The organism is Streptomyces sp. NPDC046727 (genome assembly GCF_040645635.1).
In the GTDB taxonomy this organism is placed as follows: Bacteria; Actinomycetota; Actinomycetes; order Streptomycetales; family Streptomycetaceae; genus Streptomyces.
In genome coordinates this window covers 71956-96724 of the sequence record NZ_JBEYYR010000019.1, presented here as the reverse complement: position 1 = coordinate 96724, position 24769 = coordinate 71956, and the positions used below count along the sequence as shown (strand labels likewise).

The window sequence follows — 24769 nt, the reverse complement described above, 5'->3', positions numbered from 1 at the left end:
CCCCGCCGTCACTTCATGGTCAGGAACCGCTGCACCAGCGCGCCCAGCACGACCGCCAGCAGCGGCAGCGAGAACCAGAAACCGCCCTGCAGCAGCCGCAGCCCGCGGGTGCCGGGCCGGACCGCGACCCGCACCAGCTCGCGGGCGGCCAGCAGCAGGACCAGAGCCACGGCGGCCAGCGCGCCGACCACCGACCACGGCGTCCACGTCACCTGCGGCCCGATCGGCCCCGGATCCGGCTCCGGCACCGGACCCGCCGGCCGCGTGCGCAACGCGTACACCGTGACGTCCTCGTTGACCAGGACCTTCGTCAGCTCCGCCCGGCCGTCCAGGTGCCCGATCAGCCGGGGCTCCCAGGTCACCGGGTAGCCGGCGTCCAGCTCCAGATAGGTCACCTGACTCCGGTTGATCATCAGATACGAGTCGGGTCCGGAGTCCTTGAGCGCCTTGACCAGGCCGGACACCAGCGCCGGGTCGATCGGCGCCGGCGTCGGCACGTAGTTCACCCGCTCCATGTCCCGCGCGCCCCACGGCAGCGCCGGCGTCACATCGTTGACCGGGTCCTGGGTCAGCCACAGCAGCCGTACCGTCGGTCTGTCATGGGCGTACACCCAGTTCATGGCCGCGACCTCGCCGGGCCGGGTCCGCTCGAACGGCTCGTTGCCCCAGCGGGCCACCAGGAAGCCGCCCATCAGCAGCAGCCCGGCGAGCAGCGCGGCCACCGGGGCCAGACGCGGCCGGCGCTCCTTCGCGGGGGCACCGGTGCGCGGGAAGAGCGCGAGCCCGCCGAGCAGGGCCGCGCCCGGCACCGCGAACATGAAGACCCGCAGCGCCATCTCACCGCCGTACGACTGCATGCCGAAGCCGAGGAACGGGACGAACGTGAGGACCAGCAGAGACCGGTCACGGAACCGGTGGTGGCGGCGCCACCACCAGCCCCAGCAGGCCAGGCCCAGCACCGAACCGGCCAGCAGCACCCGGGTGTACAGCACCAGCTTGTGGGTCGAACTCCCGCCCTGGATACGGCCGGAGACCGAGGTGGACACATTGCCGCCGACCCCGCCGATCCCGCCGAACAGCTCGTCGAAGTGCCCGGACCAGTACGGCTCGGCCATGAAGCCGACCCAGACCGCGACCAGCACGGCGAACAGCAGGGGCAGGCCGCGCGGTTCGGACCGGCCGAGCAGGACGAGCGTCGTGAGCACGCCCAGCATCACGAACGGGGTGAGCTGGTGCGCGGGCACGGTCGCCGCGTACAGGCCGATCAACAGCAGGAGCAGCACGGCCTTCTGGCGTCTGCCGGCCTTCTCCACCTCGGCCTCGCCGGGGCGCAGCCGCGTCCAGATCACCCGCGGCGGGCGGAACCAGACCAGCAGGATCGCCACGAACACCAGGTACAGCAGATAGGTGAAGCCCTGCGGGGAGAAGTAGTCCTGGCCGACCCAGCCGCTCAGCGCGAAGAGCCAGACGCCCGCCCACTTCGCCCGCCAGCTCGCCCGCAGGGCCCGCGTGAGCAGGAACAGCGGTGCCAGGTAGGCGAGCTGGACGGCCGTCGGCCACCAGCGGATGACCTCGGTGAAGTCGCTGATGCCGCAGGCCCGGCCGACGAACGCGGCCACCGCGAAGAAGCCCGGCCAGCTCCAGCGGGCGTCCAGGTCCGGGACGGCGGAGCCGGTGCGGTCGATGTAGTCGATGAACCCGAGGTGCTGCCAGGCCGTCGGGAACCGGGGCGCGGGCTCGATCACCGCGGGCAGCGCGTGCAGCGACACCACGGTCGCCAGCAGGGTGACCAGCAGCAGCGCCCGGTGCTCGGCGCGCCGGCGGAGCAGCGCGGCGAAGACGACGATCAGCAGGGCCGCCCCGGCCAGCGTCGGCGGCGGCAGCACCGACACCAGCCCGAGCCCGCCCATCCGGTCCAGATCGGCCTCGCCGAGCCGCAGCGCGGGCACCCAGTACAGCAGCAGCGCGGCGACGAGCAGACAGCCGAGGACGACTCCGGCACGGGTCGGCAGCCGACGGCTGCGCCGGGCCACCGACGGCTCCTCGGCCACCGCGTCCTCGGGTACGGCGTCCTCCGGTGCGGCGTCCTCGGGTACGGCGTCCTCGGGTTCGGCCTCCGGCCGGCGTTCCACGTGGTCCAAGTCCGCCCGGACCTTGAGGGCCAGTGTGCCGGCGTCCGGCGCCCGGGCCGGGACCTCGCTCGCCCCCAGGTCGGCGAGGTCCCCGTCCGGTGCCGCGGTCTCGGGCAGCGCGGCGGGCGCGGCCCGTACCGTCCGCCACAGCTTCGGCGCGGCGATCGCCACGATCACCGCGAGGCTGGAGATCTCGGCGACACCCGCGCCGGTCAGCCCCATCCGGGGCAGGAGCAGCAGCGTCAGGCCCAGCACCAGCACGCACAACAGGCCCTGCAGCCAGGCCAGTCCGGCCGTACGGCTCTGCGCGCGCAGCACCGCGAAGTGGGTCTCCATCACGGTCCGCAGCACGGCGCCGACCGCGAACCAGCGCAGCAGCGGGGTCGCCGCGTCCGCGTAGCCGGCGCCGAACACGCCCAGGATCCAGGGCGCGCCGACGAACAGCAGACCGGCGACGGGCAGCATGATCCGGGCCATCCGCTTGAGCGCGGCCCGGGTGTTGGCGGCCAGCCGGGCCGGGTCGTGGGAGCCCTCGACGGTGAGGGAGGCGCCCATGTTGATGGCGAGCAGGTTGGTCGTGCCGCCGATGGTGGTGGTGATGTAGAAGTACGCGTTCTCCTCCGAGCTGACCTGCGCGGCGATGATCACCGGGACGAGGTAGACCACGGCGAGGGAGAACAGGGAGCCGGTGTAGTCCCCGGCCAGGAATCTGCCCAGCTCCTTCGGCGTCGGCGGGCCGGCGCGGCCCTCGGTCGCCTTCACATGCCGGGGCACGAGCCGCCGGAACACCAGCCAGCCCAGCGGCACCACCGAGGTGGCGATGGCGGCCACCCAGGACACGAAGACCCCGGTGGTCGGCAGGGCGGCGGCGAACGCGGCGAGCAGGGCCAGCTTCACCGCCGAGAACACGGTGTTGCCGACCGGCACCCAGGGCGCGCTGCGCAGCCCGGTCAGCACGCCGTCCTGGAGGGTGAGCAGGTTCCAGGCGGCGACGGCCACGATGAAGCCGAGCCCGTTGACCGTCCCGTGCAGGAAGCGGTACGACGGCCCCCACACGTCCAGCGTCAGCAGGAAGACGCCGGCGGCCAGCGCCACGATCAGCGAACTGCCCGCGTAGGTACGGCGGATGAGCCGGCCGGTGCGCTCCCCGGACACCGGGATGAAGCGGGCCAGAGCACCGGTCAGGGTCACCGCGGTCAGCCCGGCGAGGAACTTCATCGCGGCGATGGCGGCCGAGCCCTGACCGACCGCCGAATCGGAGTAGTAGCGTGCCGCGGCCAGCCAGAAGCCGAGTCCGAGGACGGCGGATATGCCGGTGTTGAGCATCAGCGCGTAGGCGTTGCGGAACAGCGGGCTGCCGCCGGACCGGCCCGTGCCGGGCGCCGGGGCGTCGGGTGTCTCGGTCTCGGTCGTGGTGGTCGTGTCAGACACGGGAACGGATGGCCTTCCGGCGGACCTGGCGGGCTCTGCGGACGAGGGCGTAGCCCTTGGTGAGGGCGCGGTCCCTGGCGAAGGTGCGGGCGATGGCGTGGCCGAGGAGCAGCCGCTCGAACTCCTCGGCGCCGGTGCTCCGGCGGACCGTGACCCGCTCCAGGGCGTACGGGCCCTGGCGGCGGCGGGCGAGGGCGTTGCCGACGGCCAGCGCCTGGGCGTACCCGGCCGCGCGCACGGCCTGGCGGACCCGGCGGCTGGAGTACCCGTACGGGTAGGCGAACGACAGCGGGCGCGCGCCGAGTTCGCCGGTGACGATCTCCGTGCAGCGGGCCAGCTCCGTGCCCAGCTCGGCGTCGGGCAACTGGTCGAGCTGGGGGTGGGTGTGGCTGTGCCCGCCGATCTCGACGCCGGCGGCGGCCAGTTCGCGCACCTGCCGCCAGTCGAGCATGGTGTCCGGGCCGCCTCCGGTGTCGTGGGTGCCCCTGAGCCAGCCGGTGGAGACGAACAGCGTGGCCGGGAAGCCGTGCCTGGCGAGCACGGGCAGCGCGTGCCGGTGCACGCCCTCGTAGCCGTCGTCGAAGGTGATCAGCACCGGCCGGGCGGGCAGCGGCCGACCGGAACGCCAGCGGCCGGCGAGGTCGGCGGTGGTGACCGGGGTCAGCCCCAGGCCACCGATGACCGCCATCTGCTCCCCGAACGCCTCCGGCGCGACCGACAGCGCCCGGGTGGCATCGCTGGGGACGGCCGCGACGGAGTGATACATGAGAATCGGCACGACCACGTCACGCATGACTGCCCCCTGGGGTGAACGCCTGGTCGGGAGCCGGGTTGAGAGGTTGGCCGGGGGCCGGGGCGACTGCCTGGCTGTGAGCCGGGTTGAGGGATTGACCCGGAGCGGGGTCGTGCGCCGGGTCGGGAGCTGGGGCGCGCGTTGGGTCGAGTGCCGCGGCGGGAGCCGGGGCGGCCGCCTGGTCGGCGGCGGGGGCGTGGGCCGGGTCGGTTGGTGGGTTGTGGGGCTGGTCGGGCGTTGGGTCGGGCGGCAGGTCGACTGCCTGGCTGGGGGCCGGGTTGAGGGATTGGCCGGGAGTTGGGTCGAGTGCCGCGGCGGGAGCCGGGGCGGCGGCCCGGTCGGCGGCGGGGGCGTGGGCCGGGCCGGGTGGCCGATTGGGAGGCTGGGCGGGGATCGGGTCCGGCTGCGGGGCGAGCGTATGGCCGGGGGCCGGAGCCGGTGTTACGGCCGGCGCTCGGTCGGGTGTCTTGTCCAGTGGCGGTGCGTCGTGAGTCCGGTCGGGTGCTGGGGTCGTCGGACATACCGGTGCCGGTGTGAAGCTTGTGTCGCTCCAGCGGGCTCGTACGCTGCCCATCGCGTAGCCGGCGGCGGCGCTCACTGTGCCGGTGACGATGGCGGCCGCGCGGCCCGCTCCGCCCGGGCGGCCGAGGGCGGCGTCCCTGAGGCCCCGGACGACCCCGGCCGGCAACACCCGGGTGGTGTACCGGCGTTCGGACTCCAGGCCCTTGCCCGCGCCGACGCTGCGCGCGACCAGAGCCTTGGACAGGCCCTCGGCGTAGGTGCGGGTACGGAAGTAGGCGAAGCGTTCCCGGAGCCGCGGTACCCGGTGGTGGATCACCGCGCGGTCGTCGATGAGCAGGACGGCGTCGGGGCGGGCGCGGGTGAGGCGGATGCACAGCTCCGTCTCCTCGCAGCCCAGCGGCCGGCGGTCGCCGTCGCGGCCGATGCCGGTGGCGAAGCCGCCCGCCGCCTCGAACGCCGTACGCCGGAAGGAGGCGTTGCCGCCGAGGACGTTGCGGACCTGCACCCGGCCCGGTGGCAGCCCCTTGTAGGTGCAGCCCACGACCCAGTCGAACTCCTCCGGGAACCAGGCCGGCCGCCGGCCCGACGCCCAGCTGGGCACCGTACGGCCGCCGACCGCCAGCACGCGCGGGTCGGCGTACCCGGCGGCGAAGTGGCGCAGCCAGTCCCGCTCGGCCACGGCGTCGTCGTCCAGGAAGGCGATGACCTCGCCGTGGGAGGCGGCGATGCCGGTGTTGCGGCCGGCGGACAGGCCGCGCGGGCCCGCGTTGGGCAGGACGCGGACGCCCTCGGTCTCCTTGTACTCACGGGCCAGCCGGCCGTGCAGGCCCGGGTTGTGGTCCACGACCAGGAGGGTCTCCAGCGCCGGATACGACTGCGCGCTCACCGAGGAGACCGCCGCGAGGATGTCCTCCCAGCGGTCCTCGGTGTACACGCAGATCACGACGGAGATGCCGGGATCCGTCAAGAGATCTCTCCCTGCCCGGTGCGCAGCAGCGGGGAGTGGCGGATGCGGCGCCGCAGGTCACGCCGGTTGGACCGCTCCTTCAGGATCACTTTCAGCACCCGCAGCCCGTCCCGGACGGCCCGCAGATTGCTGGTGCCGTGGATCCGGAGGTACTCGTGGCTCGGGATCTCCTGCACCTTCAGGCCCGCCTTGACCACTCTGATGTTCATCAGCGTCTCGACCTCGAAGCCGGTGCAGTCGAGGTCGATCTTGTCCAGGCAGTGCCGCCAGAAGGCGTTGTACCCGTAGCACAGGTCGGTGTAGCGCGCGCCGAACTTGCGGTTGACGACGGTGCACAGCGCCCAGTTGCCGAGCTTGCGGATGAAGGTCATGTCGTCCGTGCCGCCGCCGTTGGCGAACCGCGAGCCCTTGGCGAAGTCGGCCCCGGAGACCAGGGCGGAGACGTACGACACGATCTCGCCGCCGTCGGCCGAGCCGTCCGCGTCGACCATCACGATGATGTCGCCGGCGCACGCCTCGAAACCGGTGATCAGGGCATCCCCCTTGCCCTTGCCCCGCTGTTCGACGACTTTGACGTCGGGCCGCAGGGAACGCGCCACGTCGACGGTGTCGTCGGTGGAATTGCCGTCCACGAGGACCACTTCGTGTATCCAGTCCGGCAGGCTCTTGAAGACGTACGGCAGATTCTCCGCCTCATTCATGGCGGGAATCACCACGCTCACCGGCGGAGTGATCGCCAGGTGAGAGGAAATGGGCCGGAAGTCGGCGGCGACCGAGGGATCCTGCCCCGAACTCGGCGGGCGCACAACGGAACTCATGAGTGTTTTTCCCTCTCGTCCGGTGGACCGCCCGCCCTGGGGCGGTCCGGCTCTGTGTCCGGTTCGAAAGGGGGGTTCTCGTCTTGGTCACGGCAGACCGAGGTGCGGACCGAGGCCCGCGGCGCTCTCCGTTTCCGCTGACGAGCTGGCAAATCTGGCCGGCCTGCCGGGAAAAGACGGCAGCCGGTCGCGCGGCACGGCTCGGTCATCCTTGCGGTCACCGAGCACGGCACCCCCCTACCGCGCCCCGCGCCGGAATCGCCGCGGTCCTGAACCCTCCCCGGGAACCCTGTGCGACGAGCCGGTGCGAGTGAGTCGTACGACGGTATTGACGATTGAAACTCAGAGGCAGGACCGGGAAGGCCGCCTCAGTTTGTTGTTGGTTCTGCCATTACACAACCTTGGCCCATGTTGTTCAGCTTTGCGTGTGCTTTCCGGAAATTCGCGCCCGGAGCAAGCCGAACAGCAGAACCAGTGCGCTCGGCACGCCCACCGTGGCCACCCCGCCGCGCGCCGACCAGTGGTGCACGGCCAGCATGCCCTGGGCGACCAGCATGTCGACGACGACCGCGCCCGCAAGAGCGGTGACCCCCCGGGCGAAGGGATCCAGCCCGCGCAGCACCGCCCCGATCGCCGCGGCCGGCGAGGCGAGCAGGAAGAACAGCGTGCACGGGCCACGCAGCGGTGAAGCGGAGTCGGTCAGCGCGAGCAGCGCACCGGCCATCGCGACGGCGGTCGCGGCCCCGGCGAGCAGCGGTGTCAGGTTCCTCCCCGGTCCTGGCCGCGGCCCGTCGGCGCCCGCTTCGGCGCCGTCCGGTGAAGGTGGCTTGATACCTAAGGTCTGCATTGGCGACTTTGCCCCCCGACGCGCCGGATGCCGGGCTTCAATGTGGCGCAGGCTCGGGCGGGCCGTCAAGACGACCCCACCTCTGGCACAAGTGTTCTACGAGGTGGGCGGGTTGGCGGGGCGTCAACGGACCGGGCATGCACATGCAATAGATGAGCAGTGAACATCTCGGGTCGATCCTGTTGAGAACGCAAAAGTTCTTGGCATGAACACTTCCAGTCAACACGCGTAGCTGCTACCACGGTTATGGCAGAGATCCTGCTAAAGGGAGGTTCCATGAGACGTTCCCGACTTACCGGATTCGTTACCTCGCTCCTCCTCGCCGTCGGCCTCGGGCTCACCGGGGCCGCTTCGGCGCAGGCGTCCTCGACGGCCGCGGCCGGCGGTTACGTCGCGCTCGGCGACTCCTACTCCTCCGGGGTGGGCGCCGGCAGCTACATCAGCTCCAGCGGCGACTGCGACCGCAGCACCAAGGCGTACCCGTACCTGTGGAACGCCGCGCACGCCCCGTCCTCGTTCGCCTTCAACGCCTGCTCGGGCGCCACGACCGACGACGTGCTCGCCGGCCAGCTCGGCTCCCTGAACTCCTCCACCTCACTGGTGTCCATCACCGTCGGCGGCAACGACGCCGGTTTCGCCGACGTCATGACGACCTGCGTGCTCCAGTCCGACAGCTCCTGCCTCTCCCGGATCAACACCGCCAAGGCGTACGTCGCGAACACGCTCCCCGGCAAGCTGGACACCGTCTACAACGCGATCAGCGCCAAGGCCCCGTCCGCCCGGGTGGTCGTCATCGGCTACCCCCGCTTCTACCTGCTCGGCCAGTCGTGCCTCGGCCTCTCGGAGACCAAGCGGTCCGCGATCAACGACGCCGCCGACTACATCGACGCCGCGATCAAGGCCCGCGCCACCGCCCACAACTTCGTCTTCGGCGACGTCCGCACCACCTTCTCCGGCCACGAGATCTGCTCCAGCAACTCGTGGCTGCACAGCGTCAACTGGCTCGACATCGGCGAGTCGTACCACCCCACCGCGGGCGGCCACTCCGGCGGCTACCTGCCCGTGCTCACGAACGCGGCATGACCGGCACGACCCGTACGGGCTCGCCCGGCAGGGTGAACGTTCCGGATCCTTTCCCGGACTGAGCCCGGGGGCGTCCTCAGGGTGAGGCCGACGGTGAGGCGGAGGCTCCGTTCGACGGGGTCTCCGTCGCCGTCGTACAGGTCACCGAGAACGGCACGGAGTCCGACGCGACCCGCACCGGGGCGCGCACTTCCACGCTGATCCCGTTCTCGACCGTCCCGCCGTCGGCGTACGTCGTCACCGTGACCTGCCGCTGCCGGGTGCGCGGGCCGTCCGCCGGGAACGGCAGCGTCTGCCAGCCGGGGTCCGACACCGAACCGTGCGCGAGCACCCACCGGTACTCCACCTGCGCGGGCAGCCGTCCCACGGTGAACGTCGCGGTGAACGCGGGCGCCTGCGCGGCCGGCGGCGGACAGGTCCCGGAGTACTCCGTGTGCGCGCCGGCCAGGGTGACGTGCACCGACTGGGCCGGCTGACCGCTCGCCGACGCGCTGCTGTGGCGGGGCGAGGGGGTGGGGGTGTCCGCGTCGGCGCTGCCGCTCGGCGTGGGGGTGTGCGCGCCGCCGGTCGTCCGCCCGGTGCTCGCGGTGTCGTTCCTCCGCTCGGGCCCGTCGTCGCGGTTCAGCAGCGCGTACGTCAGTCCGGCCAGTGCCAGGAGGACGGCCAGCACCCCCGCGATCAGTACGACGGCGGCGCGGCGGTCGCGCTCCGGCCGCCGACCCGGCTCGGCGACCGCGGTGCGGGAGTCCGGGTACCCGGTGGGTGCCGGCACCGGCGCGGTGCGGGACGGCTCGGGCGGCTGCGCGGGCGCCGTCGGTGCGTACGCCGCCGGCACCGGCGCGCCGCCCGCCCGTGACGACCCTCCCCCAGAGGGGGCACCCCCGGCCGCGACCAGCCGAAGCTCCCGCTCCGCCTCGGGGGCGGGCAGCCGCTCGGCGGGGTCCTTGCGCAGCAGCCCCCTGATGACGGGCGCGAGCGGCCCGGCCCAGCGCGGCGGCGGCAACTCCTCGTCCACCACGGCCCGCAGCGTGCTGAGCGGGGTGTCCTGCCGGAACGGGGAGATGCCCTCGACGGCCGCGTACAGCAGCACCCCGAGCGACCACAGGTCCGACTCGGGTCCCGGCGTCCGCCCCAACGCCCGCTCCGGCGCCAGGAACTCGGGGGAGCCGACCACCTCGCCGGTCATGGTCAGCGCCGAGCTGCCCTCCACCGTGGCGATCCCGAAGTCGGTGAGGACCACCCGGCCGTCATTGGCCACCAGCACGTTGGCCGGTTTCACGTCCCGGTGCAGCACCCCGGCGGCGTGCGCGGCGCGCAGCGCGGACAGTACCTCGGCGCCGATGTGCGCGACCCGCTGCGGCGGCAGCGGCCCCTCCGCCTCCAGCTGATCGGCGAGGGACAGCCCGCGCACCAGCTCCATCACGATCCACGGCCGGCCGCTCTCCATCGCCACGTCGTACACCGTGACCACGTTGCGGTTCGCGACCCGGGCCGCCGCCCACGCCTCGCGCTCCAGGCGCGCGTACATCCGCTCGACGTCGGGGCCGGGCAGCCCCGCCGGCGCCCGCACCTCCTTGACGGCCACCTCGCGGTGCAGCACCTCGTCCCGGGCACGCCACACGGTCCCCATGCCGCCCTCGCCCAGCGGGGACAGCAGACGGTAGCGGCCCGCGATCACACGTTCACGGCCCGGCTCTTCGGACACGGGCGCCCCCCAAGGCATCTCGCGCGAATCCTCCACAAAAGTAGCTCAGCCCAGCGCGGATGCGGCCCCCTTGAGCACCAATCCCGTGCCCAGTGCCAGCACGACCAGAGCGGACACGAGCGGCAGGGTCCGGCGCGTCAGGGCGGCCAGCGGATGGGCGGTCCAGCGCGGGCGCCGCTCCAGCACCCGGGCCGCCCCCGATCCCAGCCGTACGACGGCGAACCCGGCGGCGGTGAGGGTCAGCGCGAGACCGGCCCCGTACGCCACGACGAGCAGCAGCCCGAACCAGGCCTTGCCGAGCGCGGCGGCGCCGACCAGCACGACGACGGCGGACGGGCTGGGCACCAGACCACCGGCGAACCCGAGCAGGATCGTGCCGCGGAGGGTGGGCGCGATGGGATGGGTGTGCGTGTGACCGCCGTGGGTGTGGGTGTGGCCGCCGTGCGTGTGCTCCCCACCGTCGTCGTGATGGTGGTGGTGATGATGGTGGTCGTGGTCGTGGTCGTGGTCGTGGTGGTGGTGGTGGTGCGCGGCGCTGTGGCCGGCGCCCACGGTCGCCAACTCCCGGTGCGCGACCTCCCCCTGGGGCGCGGCGGTCATGTGCGCCCGGTTGCGCCAGGCCCGGCGTACGAGGGTGACGCCCGCCGCGAGCACCAGGACGCCGCTGGCGATGCCCAGCCAGGAGATCACCGTGGGCGTGGCGGCGGAGCCGGCCGTGACGAGGAGACCCAGGGCGACCACGCCGAGGGTGTGGGTCACGGTGACCGACGCGGCCAGCGGCAGCACGTCCCGTGGCCGGGCCCGGCCCCCGCGCGCCGCCGCCGTCGCGGCCATCAACGTCTTGCCGTGGCCCGGCGCGAGGGCGTGCATCGCGCCCAGGGCGACCGCGATCAGCAGGGCCAGCCCGGCGAAGCCGACCGTGAGGTCGTGCCGGGCCACGAGGTCGTCCAGGGCCCGGGTCCAGCGGTCGGCGCCCCGGGGGAGCACGCCGGCGCCCGGGGCCGCCTGCCGCTCGTCGTCCGCCGCGAGCGCCGGGCCGCCGGGCCGCACCCGCACCGAGGCGGCGCCGGTGTCGGCGGGCGAGGACAACAAGTCCTTGGGGTAGGTGGTCAGTTCCCGCGAGACCGACTGCTTCGGCACGTCCGTCGCGGTGAGTGTCATCCGGTCGCCGCGTGCCGTGATCTCCCGCCAGCCGGGCCCGCCGGTGGCGCCCGCGCTGCGGAAGCCGAGGGTGACGGTGGCGCCGCGGGGGAGCGGGGCGGTGAGCCGGCACTCCACGCGCAGGGTGTCGAGCCCGGCCTGGCCGGGACGCAGCCGCGCGCTGCTGCGCTCGGCCGTCAGGGTGGCCGTACGCCCGTCGACGCTGAGCCTGCTGCCGGCGGCGGCCCGCGCGCAGCGCTGCCGGGCCCACGCGCTCAGCCCCAGCTCTTCGATGCCGGGCTTGGCCTGGGTCGCCGGGATCTCGGCGAGGTCCTCCACATGGTCGACGCGGAGCTGTCCGGGAGCGGCGACCAGACCGTCGTACCGGTTGACGGTGAAGTTGCCGAGGGGGTGCGCGCTCGCGGTGCCGGCCGGCAGGAGCGCCAGGGCGCACACGGCGAGGAGGACGCACAGCAGACGCGGCTTCACTCGGCTCCCTCCAGCGCCTTGCGGGCCCGCGCGGCGCCGAGCGGGGAGAAGCCGGGGTTCAGCTTCAGGGCCGCGGCGAGCGAGGCGCGGCCGGCCGCCCGCCGGCCCGTGGCCAGCTCGATCATGCCGCGGTGGTACAGGAAGGCGGCGTTGCGGTAGCCGGTGGCCGTGGCCCGGCGGGCGTACGGCAGGGCCTCGGTGTCGCGGCCGTTGACGTGCAGCGCCCAGGCGAGCGCGTCCGCGGTGTGCACGGTGTGCCGGCGGGCCCATTCGGCGCGGGCCGCGCGCAGGGCGGCCCGCTTGTCGCCGTGGTCGGCGGCGGCCAGCGCGGTGTCCAGGTCGGCGTTGACACCGTTGGCGCGGGCCAGCGCGGTCCAGGCGTCCACCAGCGCGTACTGCCTCCGGGCCCGCGCCGCGTCGCCGGCCGCGCCCCGCGCCTCGTACAGCTCGCCCAGCTCGACCAGCGGACCGGGCAGCGGAGCGCGGGCGACCAACGCCTCCATGTCCTTGATCGCCGTGGCGCGGTCACCGCCGGCCGCCCGGGCACGGGCCCGGCCCTCCAGCGCCGGGAGGTAGCCGTCGTCGGCGGCCAGGGCGCGGGCGTAGTACGTGACGGCCGTCTTGTGGTCGCCCTGGTTCCAGGCGAGCTGGCCGAGCTGCGTGGCCACGTACGCCGTGTCGCCCGGCGACGTGGCGGCGGACAGCGCCTGTTCGAGGACGCGGCGGGCCGTGCCCACGTCCCCGCGCAGCTCGTGCACATAGGCGTACCGGGTGAAGACCGGCACGCCCGGCCTGCGCGCGTCGGCGGTCTTCGCGGCCTCGTCGGCGTCGGCGTACCGGCCGAGTTCGACCAGGGCGTCGATCCGGGAGGACAGCGCGCGCTCGCTGTACGGGTTCTGCCGCAGGGCCGCGTCCGCGAAGCCCAGGGCGTTCTTGAAGTCGTGCCGGGCGGCGGCGAGGGCGGCGCGGCCGGCCAGGGCCTGGTCGCCCGCCGGCGCCAGCGCCAGGGACCGCCGCAGCGCCTGCTCCGCCTGCGGGTACCGGGCCGGGTCGCCCTTGGTCCGCGCCTGCTCGACGTAGGCCAGGCCGAGGGTGGCCCAGCTGCCGGAGTCCTTCGGCTGGGCCCGCAGATGTGCCTGGAGCGCGGTGATGCTCGCGTCCAGGTCCCCGCCGCCCAGGACGCCCGGGTCTGTGGCAGCGGCGGCGACAGGCGCGGACGCCGGCGCCCGGTCACTGCCGAGCGCGAGCGCACCGCCGGTCATGGCGACCGCCAACAGCGCGGCACAGGCGGCGAGTTGCGTGCCCTGCCGCCACCGACGCCCGACGGCCCCGACCCGCCGCACGGCAGCGACACGCTCATCGGCACCCGAGGGTGGCGACGGGGGCGTCGGTGCGGACGGTGTCGGTGACTCGTTCTCCGTCGTGTCCGTCCGCAGTCCGGCCTGCTCGTCGCTCACCCTCTGCCCGTCCTGCTCGTCGTCCTGCCCGCGCGGGCCCATGCCTTCTCCTCCGTCGGTCGTGTGGAAGGCGCGGCCCGCCGTGGGGGAGGGGGAGTACGGGCCGCGCCGGTCTGGGTGGTGCGGGGATCAGTACGCGCGCTGCATGCGCCGGCGCCACCACGCGAAGGCGGCGCCGATCAGCAGGATCCCGGCCGCACCGGAGGCCGCGGAGGCGGCGATCAGCATGGTGTTGTCGGAGCCGCCGGAGGAGCCGGCCGGCTGGAGGGCGTCCCCGAGCTGGCTGCGCACGTCCGTGCCCGCCGTCGTGCCCTTGGCGAGCGGGCCGCGCGAACCGGCCGTGGGCTGGGCGACGTACGGGAAGTAGCTCTCGAACTTCTTGTCGTTCTTGTCGACCGCGTCACCCAAGTCGTTCTTGGAACCGACCAGTTCGCCCTCGACGACCTGCAGCGCCTCGTCGATCACGTCGTCGGTGAGCCGACGGCCGTTCGGGAAGCCCGCGTTGTCGCCGTCCAGCACGCCCAGCCGCTTGGGATGCATGGCCGGCTTGATCGAGGTGTTCAGCCGCAGCTGCTCCGAAGCCTTCACGTTCGGCGGCTGGTTGAGACCCTTGACGCCCTTGAGGAAGACGTCGACCAGGTCGTTGCGCGGCTCGGCCGGCGCCTTGATCTTGTAGATCCCCTCGATGAGCTTGGGCAGCTCCGGGTTGGTGACGTTCTTCAGGAACTGCCCGTCGTACCAGGGCTGGGACGCGTTGAACTTGTCCTTGTCCTTCTGCGGGTTGACGACCTCGTTCACCAGCGGATTGCCGAGGCGGGAGACCTGCGTGTAGTAGCCCTGGGCGTTACGGCGCTGGGTGGTGGACCAGATGCCGACGATCGGCTGGTGGCCGGACTCGCGGATCAGCTCGTTCGGCACCTGGAGGGCGATGCTGTTGACGTTGTAGCCCTTGAGGGTGTCCCGGCCGACCTCGCTGAGGTTGCCGCCGTACAGCAGGTCGAAGACGCGCAGGTCCAGGAAGAACGGGTCGTCCGCCTGCCCGGCGAAGGTCGTGGCCCCGCCCGCCGTCTTGTACACCGCCTGCGAGCGCAGCTTGCCGTAGTCCGGCATGGACGCCTTGCCGACGTTCGACGGTGCCACCGGTACGTCGTCCGCGAGCTTCGTCTTCGACATCACGTGCTCGTTCTTCAGCCGGATCAGGTCGATGTCGTACGTCTGCGTGACGTTGAGGTCGGGGTCGTCCAGACTGGTGACCGGACCGGTGTTGTACAGGAACGTGTTCCCGTTCTTCGTATGCGTCTTGAAGGTGTAGCGGAAGACCAGCTCGCCCTGCGCGTCACCGTTGTTGTCGATGTGGAGGTCGTACTGCGCGTCGTCGGCGAACGTGTAGAAGTTCGGTCCGCCGGCGGGATCCTCGAACGGGATCCAGTTCGCCACGATCGTCGTCGTGTCGGGCTTGTCCGGGCTGACGAACGCGTACAGGTCGGTGTTGTCGTACTGCGGGGTGCCCGAGATCAGCGGAGCCTCCCGGTGGGAGGAGGCGGAGGCCTCCCCGGGTGCCAGCGTGGCGACGCCGGCGGCCGTGAGCCCTCCGGCGGCCAGCGCGCCGCAGATGAGCGTGACCAGGCCCGTGCGTCCCGTGCCGCTCCTGGAGAAATGAGGTGTCATGCCGTCCGTCCTCAGTGCCGACTTGCCTTTGACGGACGGGTATACGGAGCGGAACCCCCGATCGGTTTGGTCGGACGGCGAAAAACTTTTCCCGGTTCCAAACCCGCGTTTTCGGCCCGCTGATCCGTAACCCCTCGGGGAGGTGTGTCTCGGTGCGGATGCGCGGTGCGCGGGGAAGAGCCGGCTGCGGCCACGGAGAGGGGGCCCGCATGCAGGCGGACGAGTTGCTGCTGCTCGTGGCCGGCGGCGACCAGAGGGCGTTCGAGGAGCTGTACGGACTGGTGTCCGGGCCGGTGTACGGGCTCGTACGACGGGTGGTGCGCGACGCCGCCCAGTCCGAGGAGGTCGCCCAGGAGGTGCTGCTCGAACTGTGGCGCTCCGCCGCCCGGTTCGACCCCGGCCGGGGCAGCGCCCTGTCCTGGATCCTCACCCTCGCCCACCGCCGCGCCGTCGACCGGGTGCGCAGCGCCCGCGCGGCCGGGGAACGCGAGCAGCGCGAGGCCCTGCGCGCCGGGGAACCCGCCTTCGACCAGGTCGCCGAGGAGGTCGAGGCCGGTCTGGAACGCGAATGGGTGCGCCGCTGCCTGAACCGGCTCACCGCCCTGCAACGCCAGTCGGTGACCCTCGCCTACTACGACGGCTACACCTACCGTGAAGTGGCCGAACGGCTCTCGCTGCCGCTCGGCACGGTCAAGACGCGGATGCGCGACGGACTCACCCGGCTGCGCGAGTGCCTGGGAGGCGCCGCATGAGCATCCTCGGCAGGCTGCTGCGCCGGGAGGACCCGCACTCCCTCGCCGCGCCCTACGCGCTGGACGCCCTCGAACCGGGCGAGCGGCGCCGCTTCGAGAAACACCTGGCAGGCTGCGAGCGCTGCGCCGCCGAGGTGCGGGACCTCGCCGAGGACGCGGTCCGCCTCGCCTGGTCCACGGCCGCCCCCGCGCCGGCCGCCCTGCGCGACCGGGTGCTGGCCGCCGTCCGCACCACCCCGCAGGAGCGGGTGCCGGCCGCGGCCCACGCCGCCGGGCAGGAGCGGACACCGTTCGGCAACCCCGCCGCGCCGGAGCAGGCGCCGGGCCGGGGCCGCACGCGCCGGCTGCCGCCGCACGTCTGGGGCACCCAGCCCCCGCCGGGACGCACCCGTACGCCGCGGACGCGCCCCCTCTTCGTCCCGTTCGCCACGGCCACCGCCGCCGCGGCCCTCGTCGTCGCCTCCCTCTTCGCGGTCCAGGCGCACCGCACCGGGGACCGGCTCGCCGCCGAGCAGGCCCGGGCACGTGAGATCGCCCACGTTCTGGCCGCGCCCGACGCCCGCGCGGCGAGCAGCGAGGACGCGCGGGGCCGCAGTATCGGAGTAATCGCTTCCGCCTCCGAGCGGGAGGCCGTCGTCACCCTCAGCGGATACGGCACCCCGCCCGGCGGGCACGTACACCAGCTCTGGCTCATGCGCCCCCGCGTGCAACCGCGCTCCCTGGGGCTCCTCGCGGGCGACACGCCCTTGATCGCGAAGGGCCTCGACACCTCCTCGACGTCACTCGCTGTGACCGTCGAGCCTGACGGTGGGTCAGCGCAGCCCACCGGCCAGCCCATTGTCCAACTCACCCTGAAATCGGTCGGATTCGGAGAGTAGTCAAAGAGGGATGGTCAACCCCCTTACGGGGAAGGTGAATCCTGTGGCCGAGATACACGCGTGCCCCACTGGGGCGATAGGGTTACCCTGCCCGGGCCGGGTGACTCGTACGGGTGGGGAGTGACATGGATCAGATAACAGTGCGCAGCAGGGCCAGGGTCCCTGCGATCACCTGCGGGAGCAGCGCGACCAGTTCGCGCCTCGACCGCCATCTGTCGGTGCTGGCGGGTCCCGCCATACCGCAGCGTGAGGCGGCCGAGGCGACCTTGCTGATGCGTGAGCTGACGGCGCGTGACACCACGCATCAGCGCAGCGACCGGGGTGCGCGGGTCAGCCGCGTCTCCCTCTTCGCGCCGCTGCGTCGACTGCGCCGTTCGCTGTTCGGCGGTCGCTGACCGCACCGCAGGGCCCCTGACCCGAGCAGGGGTGCCCGCGCTCAGGCCGCCACACCGTCCCGGCGCAGCGCTGCGATCTCGTCGTCCGTCATCCCCACGGCATGCAGCAGTGCTCCGGTGTGCTGGCCGAGTGCGGGCACGTCGCCCATCCGTGCCTCCTCCCCGCCCGGCAGCGTGATGGGAGGCAGCAGCGCCTTCAGCGGTCCGGCCGGCGACCCCACCTGACGCCACCGCTCCCGGGCCGTCAGCTGCGGATGCTCCGCCAGTTCGTGCAGATCCCGCAGCCGGGCGCAGGCGATGCCGGCCTTCTCCAGCCGGGCCAGCGCCTCCTCGGCCTCCAGCACCCGCAGCGCCCCGGCGACCAGCGCGTCGGTCCGCTCGCGGTTCGCCACCCGTGCGGCATTCGTCGCGTACGCCGGATCCGTCCCCCACTCCGGGCGGCCTATGACCTGTTCGGCCAGCCGCCGCCACTCCCGGTCGTTCTGCACGGAGAGCAGCACCCGCCCGCCGTCCGCCGTCGGATAGGCGTCGTACGGCGCGATCACCGCGTGCGCGAGGCCGGTGCGGGCGGGCGGCTCGCCGCCGTGCATCGCGTGGTGCAGCGGATGGCCCAGCCACTCGGCGAGCGCCTCCAGCATGGACACCTCCACCGGCCCGCCGCGCCCGGTCGTCCCGCGCCGCACGAGCGCGGCCAGCACACCGGAGAAGGCGTACATGGCCGCCGCGATGTCCGCCGCCGGGATGCCCGCCTTCACCGGCTGCTCCGGCGTCCCGGTCACCGACACCAGCCCCGCCTCGCACTGCACGAGCATGTCGTACGCCCGCTTGTCCGTGTACGGTCCCGAGCCGCCGTAGCCCGAGATGTCCACGGCGATCAGCCGCGGGTGCGCGGCGCACAGGGTGGCCGCGTCCAGGCCGAGCCGGGCCGCCGCGCCGTGCGCGAGGTTCTGCACGAACACGTCCGCGTCCGCCACCAGCCGCCGTACGACGTCCAGGCCGCGCGGGTCCTTGAGGTCCAGCGCGATGGACTCCTTGCCGCGGTTGCACCACACGAAGTGCGAGGCGAGGCCGCGGGCCGCCGTGTCGTAGCCGCGCGCGAAGTCGCCGCCGTCGACCCGCTCCACCTTGATGACCCGGGCGCCCAGGTCGGCGAGCTGCCGGGTCGCGAAGGGCGCGGACACGGCCTGTTCGACGGCGACGACGGTGACGCCCTCCAGGGGGAGGGGCTGCTGGTGCGGGGGCTGCTGCCGCGCGGGCTGGTCCATCGGCTGATCCATGACCGGATCATGGCCCCTGAGCGGCGGCTCTGTCAGCAGTGCGCGGTCATTCGGCCCGCGCGTACCGGCGTACCGCGAGCGGCAGGAACACCGCGGTCAGGGCGAGGCTCCAGGCGAGCGACCCGGCGACCGGGTGGGCCACCGGCCAGGCGGCGCCCTCCGGGGCGGGCGCGTTGCCGAAGAGGTCCCGCAGGGCGGTGGTCACCGCGCTGATCGGGTTCCACTCGGCGAGCGTGCGCAGCCAGACCGGCAGGCCGTCCGTCGGGATGTAGGCGTCGGACAGCAGCGGCAGCACGAAGGAGGAGGCGCCGAGCTGCCCGGCGGCGTCCTCGCTGCGGGTCAGCAGGCCCAGGAAGATCCCGGCGCAGGTGCAGGCGAACCGGAAGAGCAGCAGCAGGCCCACGGCACCGGCCGCCCCGGCCGCGGACCCCTCGATCCGCCAGCCGACCGCGAGGCCGACCAGCAGCAGCGGCACCGTCCCGACGGTCGTGACGACGAGGTCCGCGACGGCCTGCCCGAGCGGTACGGCGGCCCGGCTCACCGGCATCGTGCGGAACCGGTCCATCACCCCGCGGTGGGTGTCCTGCGCTGCCTGGAACATGCCGGTCATCAGCCCGCCGGCGGCGGTGGCGACGAGGAGTCCGGGCACGAGGAAGGAGCGGTACTCGCGGCCGGGCATCGCCAGCGCGCTGCCGAACACATAGCCGAAGAACAGCAGCATGTTGACCGGCATCAGCTGGGTGAGGACCGCCAGGCCCGGATTGTTGCGGACCCGGCGCAGCTGCCGGCCCGTCATCGCCAGCCCGTCGTACGCCAACCCGCTCATGCCACCCGCTCCTTGCTGTCGGTGGTCTCCCCGGTGAGCCGCAGGAAGACGTCGTCGAGAGTGGGCGGCCGGATGCCCGCGTCCAGCAACGGCACACCGGCCGCGTCGAGTTCCCGCACCAGGCGGGGCAGGGTCAGGGTCGGATCGGTGGTGACCGCGCCGACGGCGTTCCGCTCGCGGTCGAACGCCGGCTCCCGGCCGGTCAGTCGGTCCAGCACGGCCGCCGCCCGGGACAGCGCCCCCGCGTCCGCGACCACCGCCTCCACATGCGACCCGATGAGCGCCTTGAGCCCGGCCGGCGAGCCGGTGTGCGCGACCCGGCCGCGGTCCACCAGGACGATGTCGTCGGCGAGTTGGTCGGCCTCCTCCAGGTACTGCGTGGTCAGCAGCACCGTCGTGCCGTCCGCCTTCAGGTCGCGCACGGCCTGCCAGACACGGGCGCGGCTGGCCGGGTCGAGTCCCGTGGTCGGCTCGTCCAGGAAGAGCACGCCAGGACGGCGGATCAGGCTCGCGGCGAGGTCGAGACGGCGCCGCATGCCGCCCGAGTACGTCGCGGCCCTCCGGTGCGCGGCCTCGGTCAGGCCGAAGCGCTCCAGCAGTTCGTCGGCGCGGGCGGCCGGCCCGCGCACCCGGTGCAGCCGGGCGAACAGCCGCAGGTTCTCCCGGCCGGTGAGGTCGCCGTCGACCGAGGCGTACTGCCCGGTGACCCCGATCCGGCGCCGCACGGCCGCCGCCTCCCGGACGAGATCGTGCCCGGCGACCCGTGCCGACCCCCCGTCCGGGCGCAGCAGCGTGGTCAGCAGCCGCACCGCCGTCGTCTTCCCCGCCCCGTTCGGCCCCAGCAGGCCGCAGACCGTGCCCTCGGCGACGGCCAGATCCAGCCCGCGCAGGGCACGCACAGCGCCGAAGCGTTTCTCCAGACCCTCACTGAGTACAGCGTACGTAGTAGTCATGCCGGGACCATACCGCACTACGTACGGTGTACGTAACTACGATGGTGGCCGAGGTGATGACCGATGGCAGTCCGAGGGACCGTTCCCGAGGTGATCTGGGCGCGTCCCGAGCGCACGGGCCGGGGTCCGAAGCCGGCGTACACGCGCGACGACATCGCCGCCGCCGCCGTCCGGATCGCCGACGCGCGGGGGCTCGACGCGGTGTCGATGCGGCACGTCGCGGCCGAGCTGGGCTGCGGCACCATGTCGCTGTACAACTACGTCCCCCGCAAGGAGGACCTGTACGAGCTGATGATGGACGCGGTCAGCGCGGAGCACGAGCTGTGGGAGCCGGGCGGCGACTGGCGGTCCGATCTGCGCCGGGTCGCGCACCAGACCCGCGCGCTGATGCGCCGCCATCCGTGGGTGCCGCGCTTGATGTCCCCCGTCTACGGCTTCAGCCCGCACGCCCTGCGCTATCTGGAGCACTGCCTGGCCTGCCTGGACCCGCTGGACCTGCCGTACGGCACCAAGCTGGAGCTGATCGCCACGCTGAACGGCGTGGTGACGACGTACGTCGGCAACGAACTCGACACCGCCGAGCGGGTCCGCGCCCTGCCGTGGTCGGAGGACGAGGAGAACGCGGTCCGCATCGCCTACCTGGCCGGCCGGATCGCCTCCGGCGCGTACCCGAGGATGGCGGCGGCGTTCCAGGAGGACGCCGGGCCGATCGACCTGGAGGCGGTGTTCGAGAGGGTGCTGGACCGGGTCCTGGACGGGTTCGCGCCGGCCCGGGACGACCGGTGAACCAGGACCGCGCCCGACGTCAGCTCGCCCTGATCGCAGAGTCCCTGGGGGCGGCCCGCGACAACGGCATTCCGCTGTGGCTGCGCGGCGGCTGGGCCATGGACTTCTTTCTCGGCGAGGTCACCCGGGACCACGGGGACATCGACTGGTTCGCCTGGGCGCAGGACGCGGCAGCCCTGGCCGGTGTTCTGACCCGGCTCGGTCACACGCCGGTGCCCGGGCCGCCCGCCGGCCTTCAGCTCGACTTCGAGAAGGGCGGCCTGGAGAGCAGCTTCACGCTGGTCGACAGGGACGCGGAGGGCCGCGTGACGGTCGCGGGCGGGCCCTGGGCCGGAACTCCGTGGCCGGACGGGCTGCTCGGTGCCGAGCCGGGCCGCATCGGCGCGCTGGAGGCGCCGATCGTCGATCCGCGGGTCCAGATCGAGATCAAGCGCATGATGCCCGTCTGGGATCCGTCCCGGCCGCGCCGGGCCAAGGACGCCGAGGACATCGCCCGGCTGGAGGCCGCGCTGCGGCTCCGCTAGAGCAGCGCGAACTGGCCGTCCGGGCCCTCCTCATGATGGTCCAGGACCGAGGCGGGGCGGCGGGCCGGCTCCGGCACCGGCAGGACCCCCGCCTGTCGCAGGTCGGCCGCGGTGACCGGTGACGTCACCTTCAAGTCGGCCCGCAGGGGCCGCAGTTCCGCCAGCAGGGCCAGCACCGTGATCAGCTCCAGCAGCTCCGACGTCCAGGTCTGCGGCCAGGCCGCCGGGCGGATCGCGGCGAGCGTGCCCGGCTCGGCCGGTGCGGTGCGGGCCGTGAACCAGGTCTCCAGGACCCGGCCGCCGGCCACCTCGTAGTCCCAGGCCTCGGGCGGGACGGGGGAGATGCGGCCCTCGTCCAGGTGCAGGGTCTCCTCGTCCTCGTCGTAGTGCAGGGTGCACGGCCGGGCCGGCAGGGGTGCGCGGACGTAGGGGCGGCGGCCGCCCGGCAGCTTGGGGCGTTCGCCGTCGCGGCGCATCAGCCACAGCATGCGGTGGCCCCACTCGACGCCGGCGCGCCACAGTCCGGTGTCGTCGGTGAGCGGCACGGTGAGGTCCGGTCGGACCGTCGCCAGGATCCACGCCAGCACGTCCGGTGCCGTGGGGCGGGTGCCCAGGCGGGCCGCCAGATGGTCCAGCAGGCCGGGGGCCAGGTTGGGTTCCGTGCCGCCGGGGCGGCGGTGGAGCGGGCGGATCCGGCCGGTGCGCAGGGTGGGCAGGAGCCCGGTGGCCAGCAGCGGGGTGTCCGCGTCGCCCGTCTCGACCGCGAACACCTGGTGGGCGTCCGCCACCCGCCACAGCTCCGGGCGGGCGGTGTCGATCAGCCGGTGGTCCGGGATCAGCCACTGCTCGTCGAAGGGGGCCGTCAGTACCCGCACCGGCTCCGCGCAGGGTCCCTCGGCGCGCGCGAGCCGTTCCGTGCCGGTGGACTGGCCGGGCAGCTGGCCCACCGCCGACTGGAGCGTACGGGCCCGGCTCGGCTCGAACAGGGCCTCCCGGTCCGCCCCTTCGGCCTTCAGCAGGGCGTCCCAGCGGGCCTTCGGCGAGGCCGGATCGGGCGCCGTCGGCCAGGCGCGGCCCGGCCGCAGCGGTGCGACGGACCACGGCATGAGGTCCGCCAGCAGCGGAGCGTCGTCGTGCGTCACGCTGGGCATCGTACGGCCTCACCCGCCCCCGGATCAGGTGGCATCGAGAGTGACCGTGAACGAGAACCGGTCGCCCCGGTAGTGGATGACCGCCACGTCCAGCACCCGGCCCTCGGTGTCGTACGTCACGCCCGTGTAGTGCAGGATCGGGCTGAGCAGCGGGACTTCGAGGAGCCGTGCCGTCTCCGGGTCGGCGAGCCGGGCCTCCACGGTGTCCGTGATCCGGCTGATGTCCGCTCCCACCACGTCCCGCAGCACCTTGGTCATCGGCCAGCGGACCAGATCCTCCGGGTCGATGCGTTCGGCCAGCTCGGGGCGGATGTGGTTGACGGCGTGGTTGGTCGGCTCGCCGGTCTTCTCGTCGCTGCGCAGCCGGTGGTACGCCGCCACCTCCGCGAGGTCCGGGAAGTACTCGGCGAGCCCGGCCGGCACGGGCACCCGGCCGTGGTCCAGCAGCTCGGTCCTCATCCCGGACTGCTGGGCCACGATCGCGTCCACCGAGCCCAGCAGCCGCACCGGCGCCCCGCGCCGGACCCCGGGCTCGATGAACGTGCCGCGCCGCCGGTGCCGGCTGATCAGCCCCTCGTCCTCCAGTTCCTTCAGCGCCTGCCGCATGGTCAGCACGCTCACGCCGTAGTGCCCCGCCAGCTGCTCCTCGGTGGGCAGGCGCAGCGGGTCCGCGGGGGAGCGGCCCAGTATCGAGGCGCGCAGCGACTGCGACACCTGGTACCACAGCGGCAGCTTGCGGTTCAGGACGATCGAATCCGGGGCGAAGGAGGTCACGCGGCTATCCGTACCTGGCGAAGAACGTTCGGCGCAACGGGCGGCGGCTCGGCCGCCGTCACACCCGGAAGTGGCGCTCCAGCCCCTGCCACACCTCGTCGTAGTGCTGCTGGAGGTGGTCCGCGCCGGCCGCGTGCGGGGTGAGGGTCACCGGCCAGCGGGTCTCGAACATGAAGGCCAGCCCGTCGTCGATCTTCTGCGGCTTCAGCTCGGCCGCGCTCGCCCGGTCGAAGGTCTCCCGGTCCGGGCCGTGCGCCGACATCATGTTGTGCAGCGAGCCGCCGCCGGGCACGAAGCCCTCCGCTTTCGCGTCGTACGCGCCCTCGATCAGGCCCATGTACTCGCTCATCACGTTCCGGTGGAAGTACGGCGGCCGGAAGGTGTCCTCGCCCACCAGCCAGCGCGGCGCGAAGACCACGAAGTCCACGCCGGCCAGGCCCGGGGTGTCCGACGGGGAGGTCAGCACCGTGAAGACGGACGGGTCCGGGTGGTCGTACGAGATGGTGCCGATCACATTGAAACGGCGCAGGTCATAGACGTACGGCACATGGTTGCCATGCCAGGCGACCACGTCGAGGGGGCTGTGGTCGTAGGTGGCCGTCCACAGGTTGCCGCAGAACTTGTTCACCACCTCCACCGGGCCCTCGACGTCCTCGTACGCGGCGACCGGTGCCCGGAAGTCGCGGGCGTTCGCGAGTCCGTTGGCGCCGATGGGCCCCAGGTCGGGGAGCTGGAACGGTGCGCCGTAGTTCTCGCACACATAACCCCGCGCGGACTCGTCCAGCAGCTCCACACGGAAGCGCACCCCACGCGGAATCAGCGCCACATGGGCCGGCTCCACATGGAGCCTGCCGAACTCGGTGTGCAGCAGCAGCCCGCCGCGCTCGGGCACGATCAGCAGCTCGCCGTCGGCGTCGGAGAAGACCCGCTCCATCGAGGCGTTGGCGTGGTACAGGTGCACCGCGATGCCGGTGCGCTGGGTCGCGTCACCGTTGCCGCCCAGCGTCCACAGGCCGCCCAGGAAGTCGGTGCCGGCCGGCGGCTCCGGCAGCGGGTTCCAGCGCAGCCGGTTGGGGTCGGGCACCGTCTCGGCGAAGGGGGCCGTACGGAGCGCGCCGTTGTCGGTGCGGGCGAACGCCGGGTGCGCGGCCGAGGGGCGGATGCGGTAGAGCCACGAGCGCCGGTTGTGCGCCCGCGGCTCGGTGAACGCCGTACCGCTCAGCTGCTCGGCGTACAGGCCCAGCGGCGCGCGCTGCGGCGAGTTGCGGCCCTCGGGCAGGGCGCCCGGCACCGCCTCCGAGGCGTGCTCGTTGCCGAACCCGGTCAGATACGACAGCCCCTCGGCGGTCTTGCGTGCGTCCCCGCTCATGATCGCTCCCTAGCGCCTTCCCGATTCCTATG

General features: G+C 73.3%; 20 protein-coding genes and 1 pseudogene. 6 read left to right on the top strand and 15 right to left on the bottom strand.

What is annotated here, in order from left to right; translation table 11 throughout:
* Window positions 1–8: 8 nt before the first annotated feature.
* The 5 genes and pseudogenes from ABZ937_RS23700 to ABZ937_RS23680 form a co-directional block, all read right to left on the bottom strand.
* Complete coding sequence (locus ABZ937_RS23700; RefSeq protein ID WP_361694934.1) at window positions 9–3563, bottom strand: lipopolysaccharide biosynthesis protein; 3555 nt, start codon at window positions 3561–3563, stop codon at window positions 9–11.
* The gene (locus tag ABZ937_RS23695) at window positions 3556–4356 is read right to left on the bottom strand and encodes a polysaccharide deacetylase family protein (protein WP_361694932.1); all 801 of its coding nucleotides are present in this window, start codon (window positions 4354–4356) and stop codon (window positions 3556–3558) included. The genes ABZ937_RS23700 and ABZ937_RS23695 overlap by 8 nt, the downstream gene beginning before the upstream one ends.
* Window positions 4357–4909: 553 nt before the next feature.
* Window positions 4910–5845: pseudogene (locus tag ABZ937_RS23690) on the bottom strand (glycosyltransferase family 2 protein); the annotation flags it as partial.
* The gene (locus tag ABZ937_RS23685; protein ID WP_361694930.1) at window positions 5842–6663 is read right to left on the bottom strand and encodes a glycosyltransferase family 2 protein; all 822 of its coding nucleotides are present in this window, start codon (window positions 6661–6663) and stop codon (window positions 5842–5844) included. The pseudogene ABZ937_RS23690 and the gene ABZ937_RS23685, both read right to left, overlap by 4 nt.
* Window positions 6664–7078: 415 nt before the next feature.
* A complete protein-coding gene (locus ABZ937_RS23680) occupies window positions 7079–7387 on the bottom strand; it encodes a hypothetical protein (protein ID WP_361694928.1) in 309 nt (102 codons plus the stop codon).
* Window positions 7388–7786: 399 nt separating this feature from the next.
* Between ABZ937_RS23680 and ABZ937_RS23675 the strand changes: the two genes are divergently transcribed.
* Window positions 7787–8593, top strand: coding sequence for an SGNH/GDSL hydrolase family protein (locus ABZ937_RS23675; protein WP_361694926.1), 807 nt, complete (start codon window positions 7787–7789; stop codon window positions 8591–8593).
* A 76-nt stretch (window positions 8594–8669) separates the two neighbouring features.
* Here the strand turns inward: ABZ937_RS23675 and ABZ937_RS23670 are convergent, their stop codons facing one another.
* The 4 genes from ABZ937_RS23670 to ABZ937_RS23655 form a co-directional block, all read right to left on the bottom strand.
* Complete coding sequence (locus ABZ937_RS23670) at window positions 8670–10316, bottom strand: serine/threonine-protein kinase (protein ID WP_361694924.1); 1647 nt, start codon at window positions 10314–10316, stop codon at window positions 8670–8672.
* Window positions 10317–10343: 27 nt separating this feature from the next.
* Window positions 10344–11927 (bottom strand): nickel transporter, encoded by a 1584-nt coding sequence (locus ABZ937_RS23665; RefSeq protein WP_361694922.1) that lies wholly within the window; start codon window positions 11925–11927, stop codon window positions 10344–10346.
* A complete protein-coding gene (locus ABZ937_RS23660; protein WP_361694920.1) occupies window positions 11924–13426 on the bottom strand; it encodes a tetratricopeptide repeat protein in 1503 nt (500 codons plus the stop codon). The genes ABZ937_RS23665 and ABZ937_RS23660 overlap by 4 nt, the downstream gene beginning before the upstream one ends.
* An 87-nt stretch (window positions 13427–13513) precedes the next feature.
* A complete protein-coding gene (locus ABZ937_RS23655) occupies window positions 13514–15052 on the bottom strand; it encodes a DUF4331 domain-containing protein (RefSeq protein WP_361694918.1) in 1539 nt (512 codons plus the stop codon).
* 209 nt (window positions 15053–15261) lie between these two features.
* Here ABZ937_RS23655 and ABZ937_RS23650 point away from each other — a divergent pair, with 209 nt between their 5' ends.
* The 3 genes from ABZ937_RS23650 (at window position 15262) to ABZ937_RS23640 (ending at window position 17077) form a co-directional block, all read left to right on the top strand.
* On the top strand, window positions 15262–15804 hold the full coding sequence (locus ABZ937_RS23650; protein ID WP_361694916.1) for a sigma-70 family RNA polymerase sigma factor: 543 nt from the start codon (window positions 15262–15264) through the stop codon (window positions 15802–15804).
* Window positions 15801–16682, top strand: coding sequence for an anti-sigma factor (locus ABZ937_RS23645; protein ID WP_361694914.1), 882 nt, complete (start codon window positions 15801–15803; stop codon window positions 16680–16682). The genes ABZ937_RS23650 and ABZ937_RS23645 overlap by 4 nt, the downstream gene beginning before the upstream one ends.
* A gap of 125 nt (window positions 16683–16807) precedes the next feature.
* Window positions 16808–17077, top strand: a complete 270-nt coding sequence (locus ABZ937_RS23640; RefSeq protein ID WP_361694912.1) for a hypothetical protein — start codon at window positions 16808–16810, stop codon at window positions 17075–17077.
* Between the two features lie 41 nt (window positions 17078–17118).
* On the opposite strand, the gene ABZ937_RS23635 is transcribed toward ABZ937_RS23640, so the two are convergent.
* From ABZ937_RS23635 to ABZ937_RS23625, 3 genes are read right to left on the bottom strand one after another with little or no spacing between them, the layout of a single operon-like run.
* Window positions 17119–18354 (bottom strand): CaiB/BaiF CoA-transferase family protein, encoded by a 1236-nt coding sequence (locus ABZ937_RS23635; protein WP_361694910.1) that lies wholly within the window; start codon window positions 18352–18354, stop codon window positions 17119–17121.
* A gap of 46 nt (window positions 18355–18400) precedes the next feature.
* Complete coding sequence (locus ABZ937_RS23630) at window positions 18401–19180, bottom strand: ABC transporter permease (protein ID WP_361694908.1); 780 nt, start codon at window positions 19178–19180, stop codon at window positions 18401–18403.
* Window positions 19177–20133 carry an ATP-binding cassette domain-containing protein gene (locus ABZ937_RS23625; RefSeq protein ID WP_361694906.1) on the bottom strand — a complete coding sequence of 319 codons (957 nt, stop codon included), beginning with the start codon at window positions 20131–20133 and terminating at the stop codon, window positions 19177–19179. Before ABZ937_RS23625 ends, ABZ937_RS23630 begins: the two co-directional genes overlap by 4 nt.
* 63 nt (window positions 20134–20196) lie before the next feature.
* Between ABZ937_RS23625 and ABZ937_RS23620 the strand changes: the two genes are divergently transcribed.
* Both ABZ937_RS23620 and ABZ937_RS23615 read left to right on the top strand, forming a co-directional pair.
* Complete coding sequence (locus ABZ937_RS23620) at window positions 20197–20919, top strand: TetR/AcrR family transcriptional regulator (protein WP_361694904.1); 723 nt, start codon at window positions 20197–20199, stop codon at window positions 20917–20919.
* Entirely contained in the window at window positions 20916–21443 is a 528-nt protein-coding gene (locus ABZ937_RS23615) for an aminoglycoside adenylyltransferase (protein ID WP_361694902.1), read from the top strand. Before ABZ937_RS23620 ends, ABZ937_RS23615 begins: the two co-directional genes overlap by 4 nt.
* On the opposite strand, the gene ABZ937_RS23610 is transcribed toward ABZ937_RS23615, so the two are convergent.
* Genes ABZ937_RS23610 through hmgA form a run of 3 tightly spaced genes read right to left on the bottom strand, consistent with a single transcriptional unit; the run spans window position 21440 to window position 24737 of the window.
* A complete protein-coding gene (locus ABZ937_RS23610) occupies window positions 21440–22594 on the bottom strand; it encodes a type ISP restriction/modification enzyme (RefSeq protein WP_361694900.1) in 1155 nt (384 codons plus the stop codon). The two genes, ABZ937_RS23615 and ABZ937_RS23610, sit on opposite strands and share 4 nt — an antisense overlap.
* A 24-nt stretch (window positions 22595–22618) precedes the next feature.
* The gene (locus ABZ937_RS23605) at window positions 22619–23368 is read right to left on the bottom strand and encodes a GntR family transcriptional regulator (protein WP_361694898.1); all 750 of its coding nucleotides are present in this window, start codon (window positions 23366–23368) and stop codon (window positions 22619–22621) included.
* Between the two features lie 58 nt (window positions 23369–23426).
* Window positions 23427–24737, bottom strand: coding sequence for a homogentisate 1,2-dioxygenase (hmgA, locus tag ABZ937_RS23600; protein ID WP_361694896.1), 1311 nt, complete (start codon window positions 24735–24737; stop codon window positions 23427–23429).
* Between the last annotated feature and the right edge of the window lie 32 nt (window positions 24738–24769).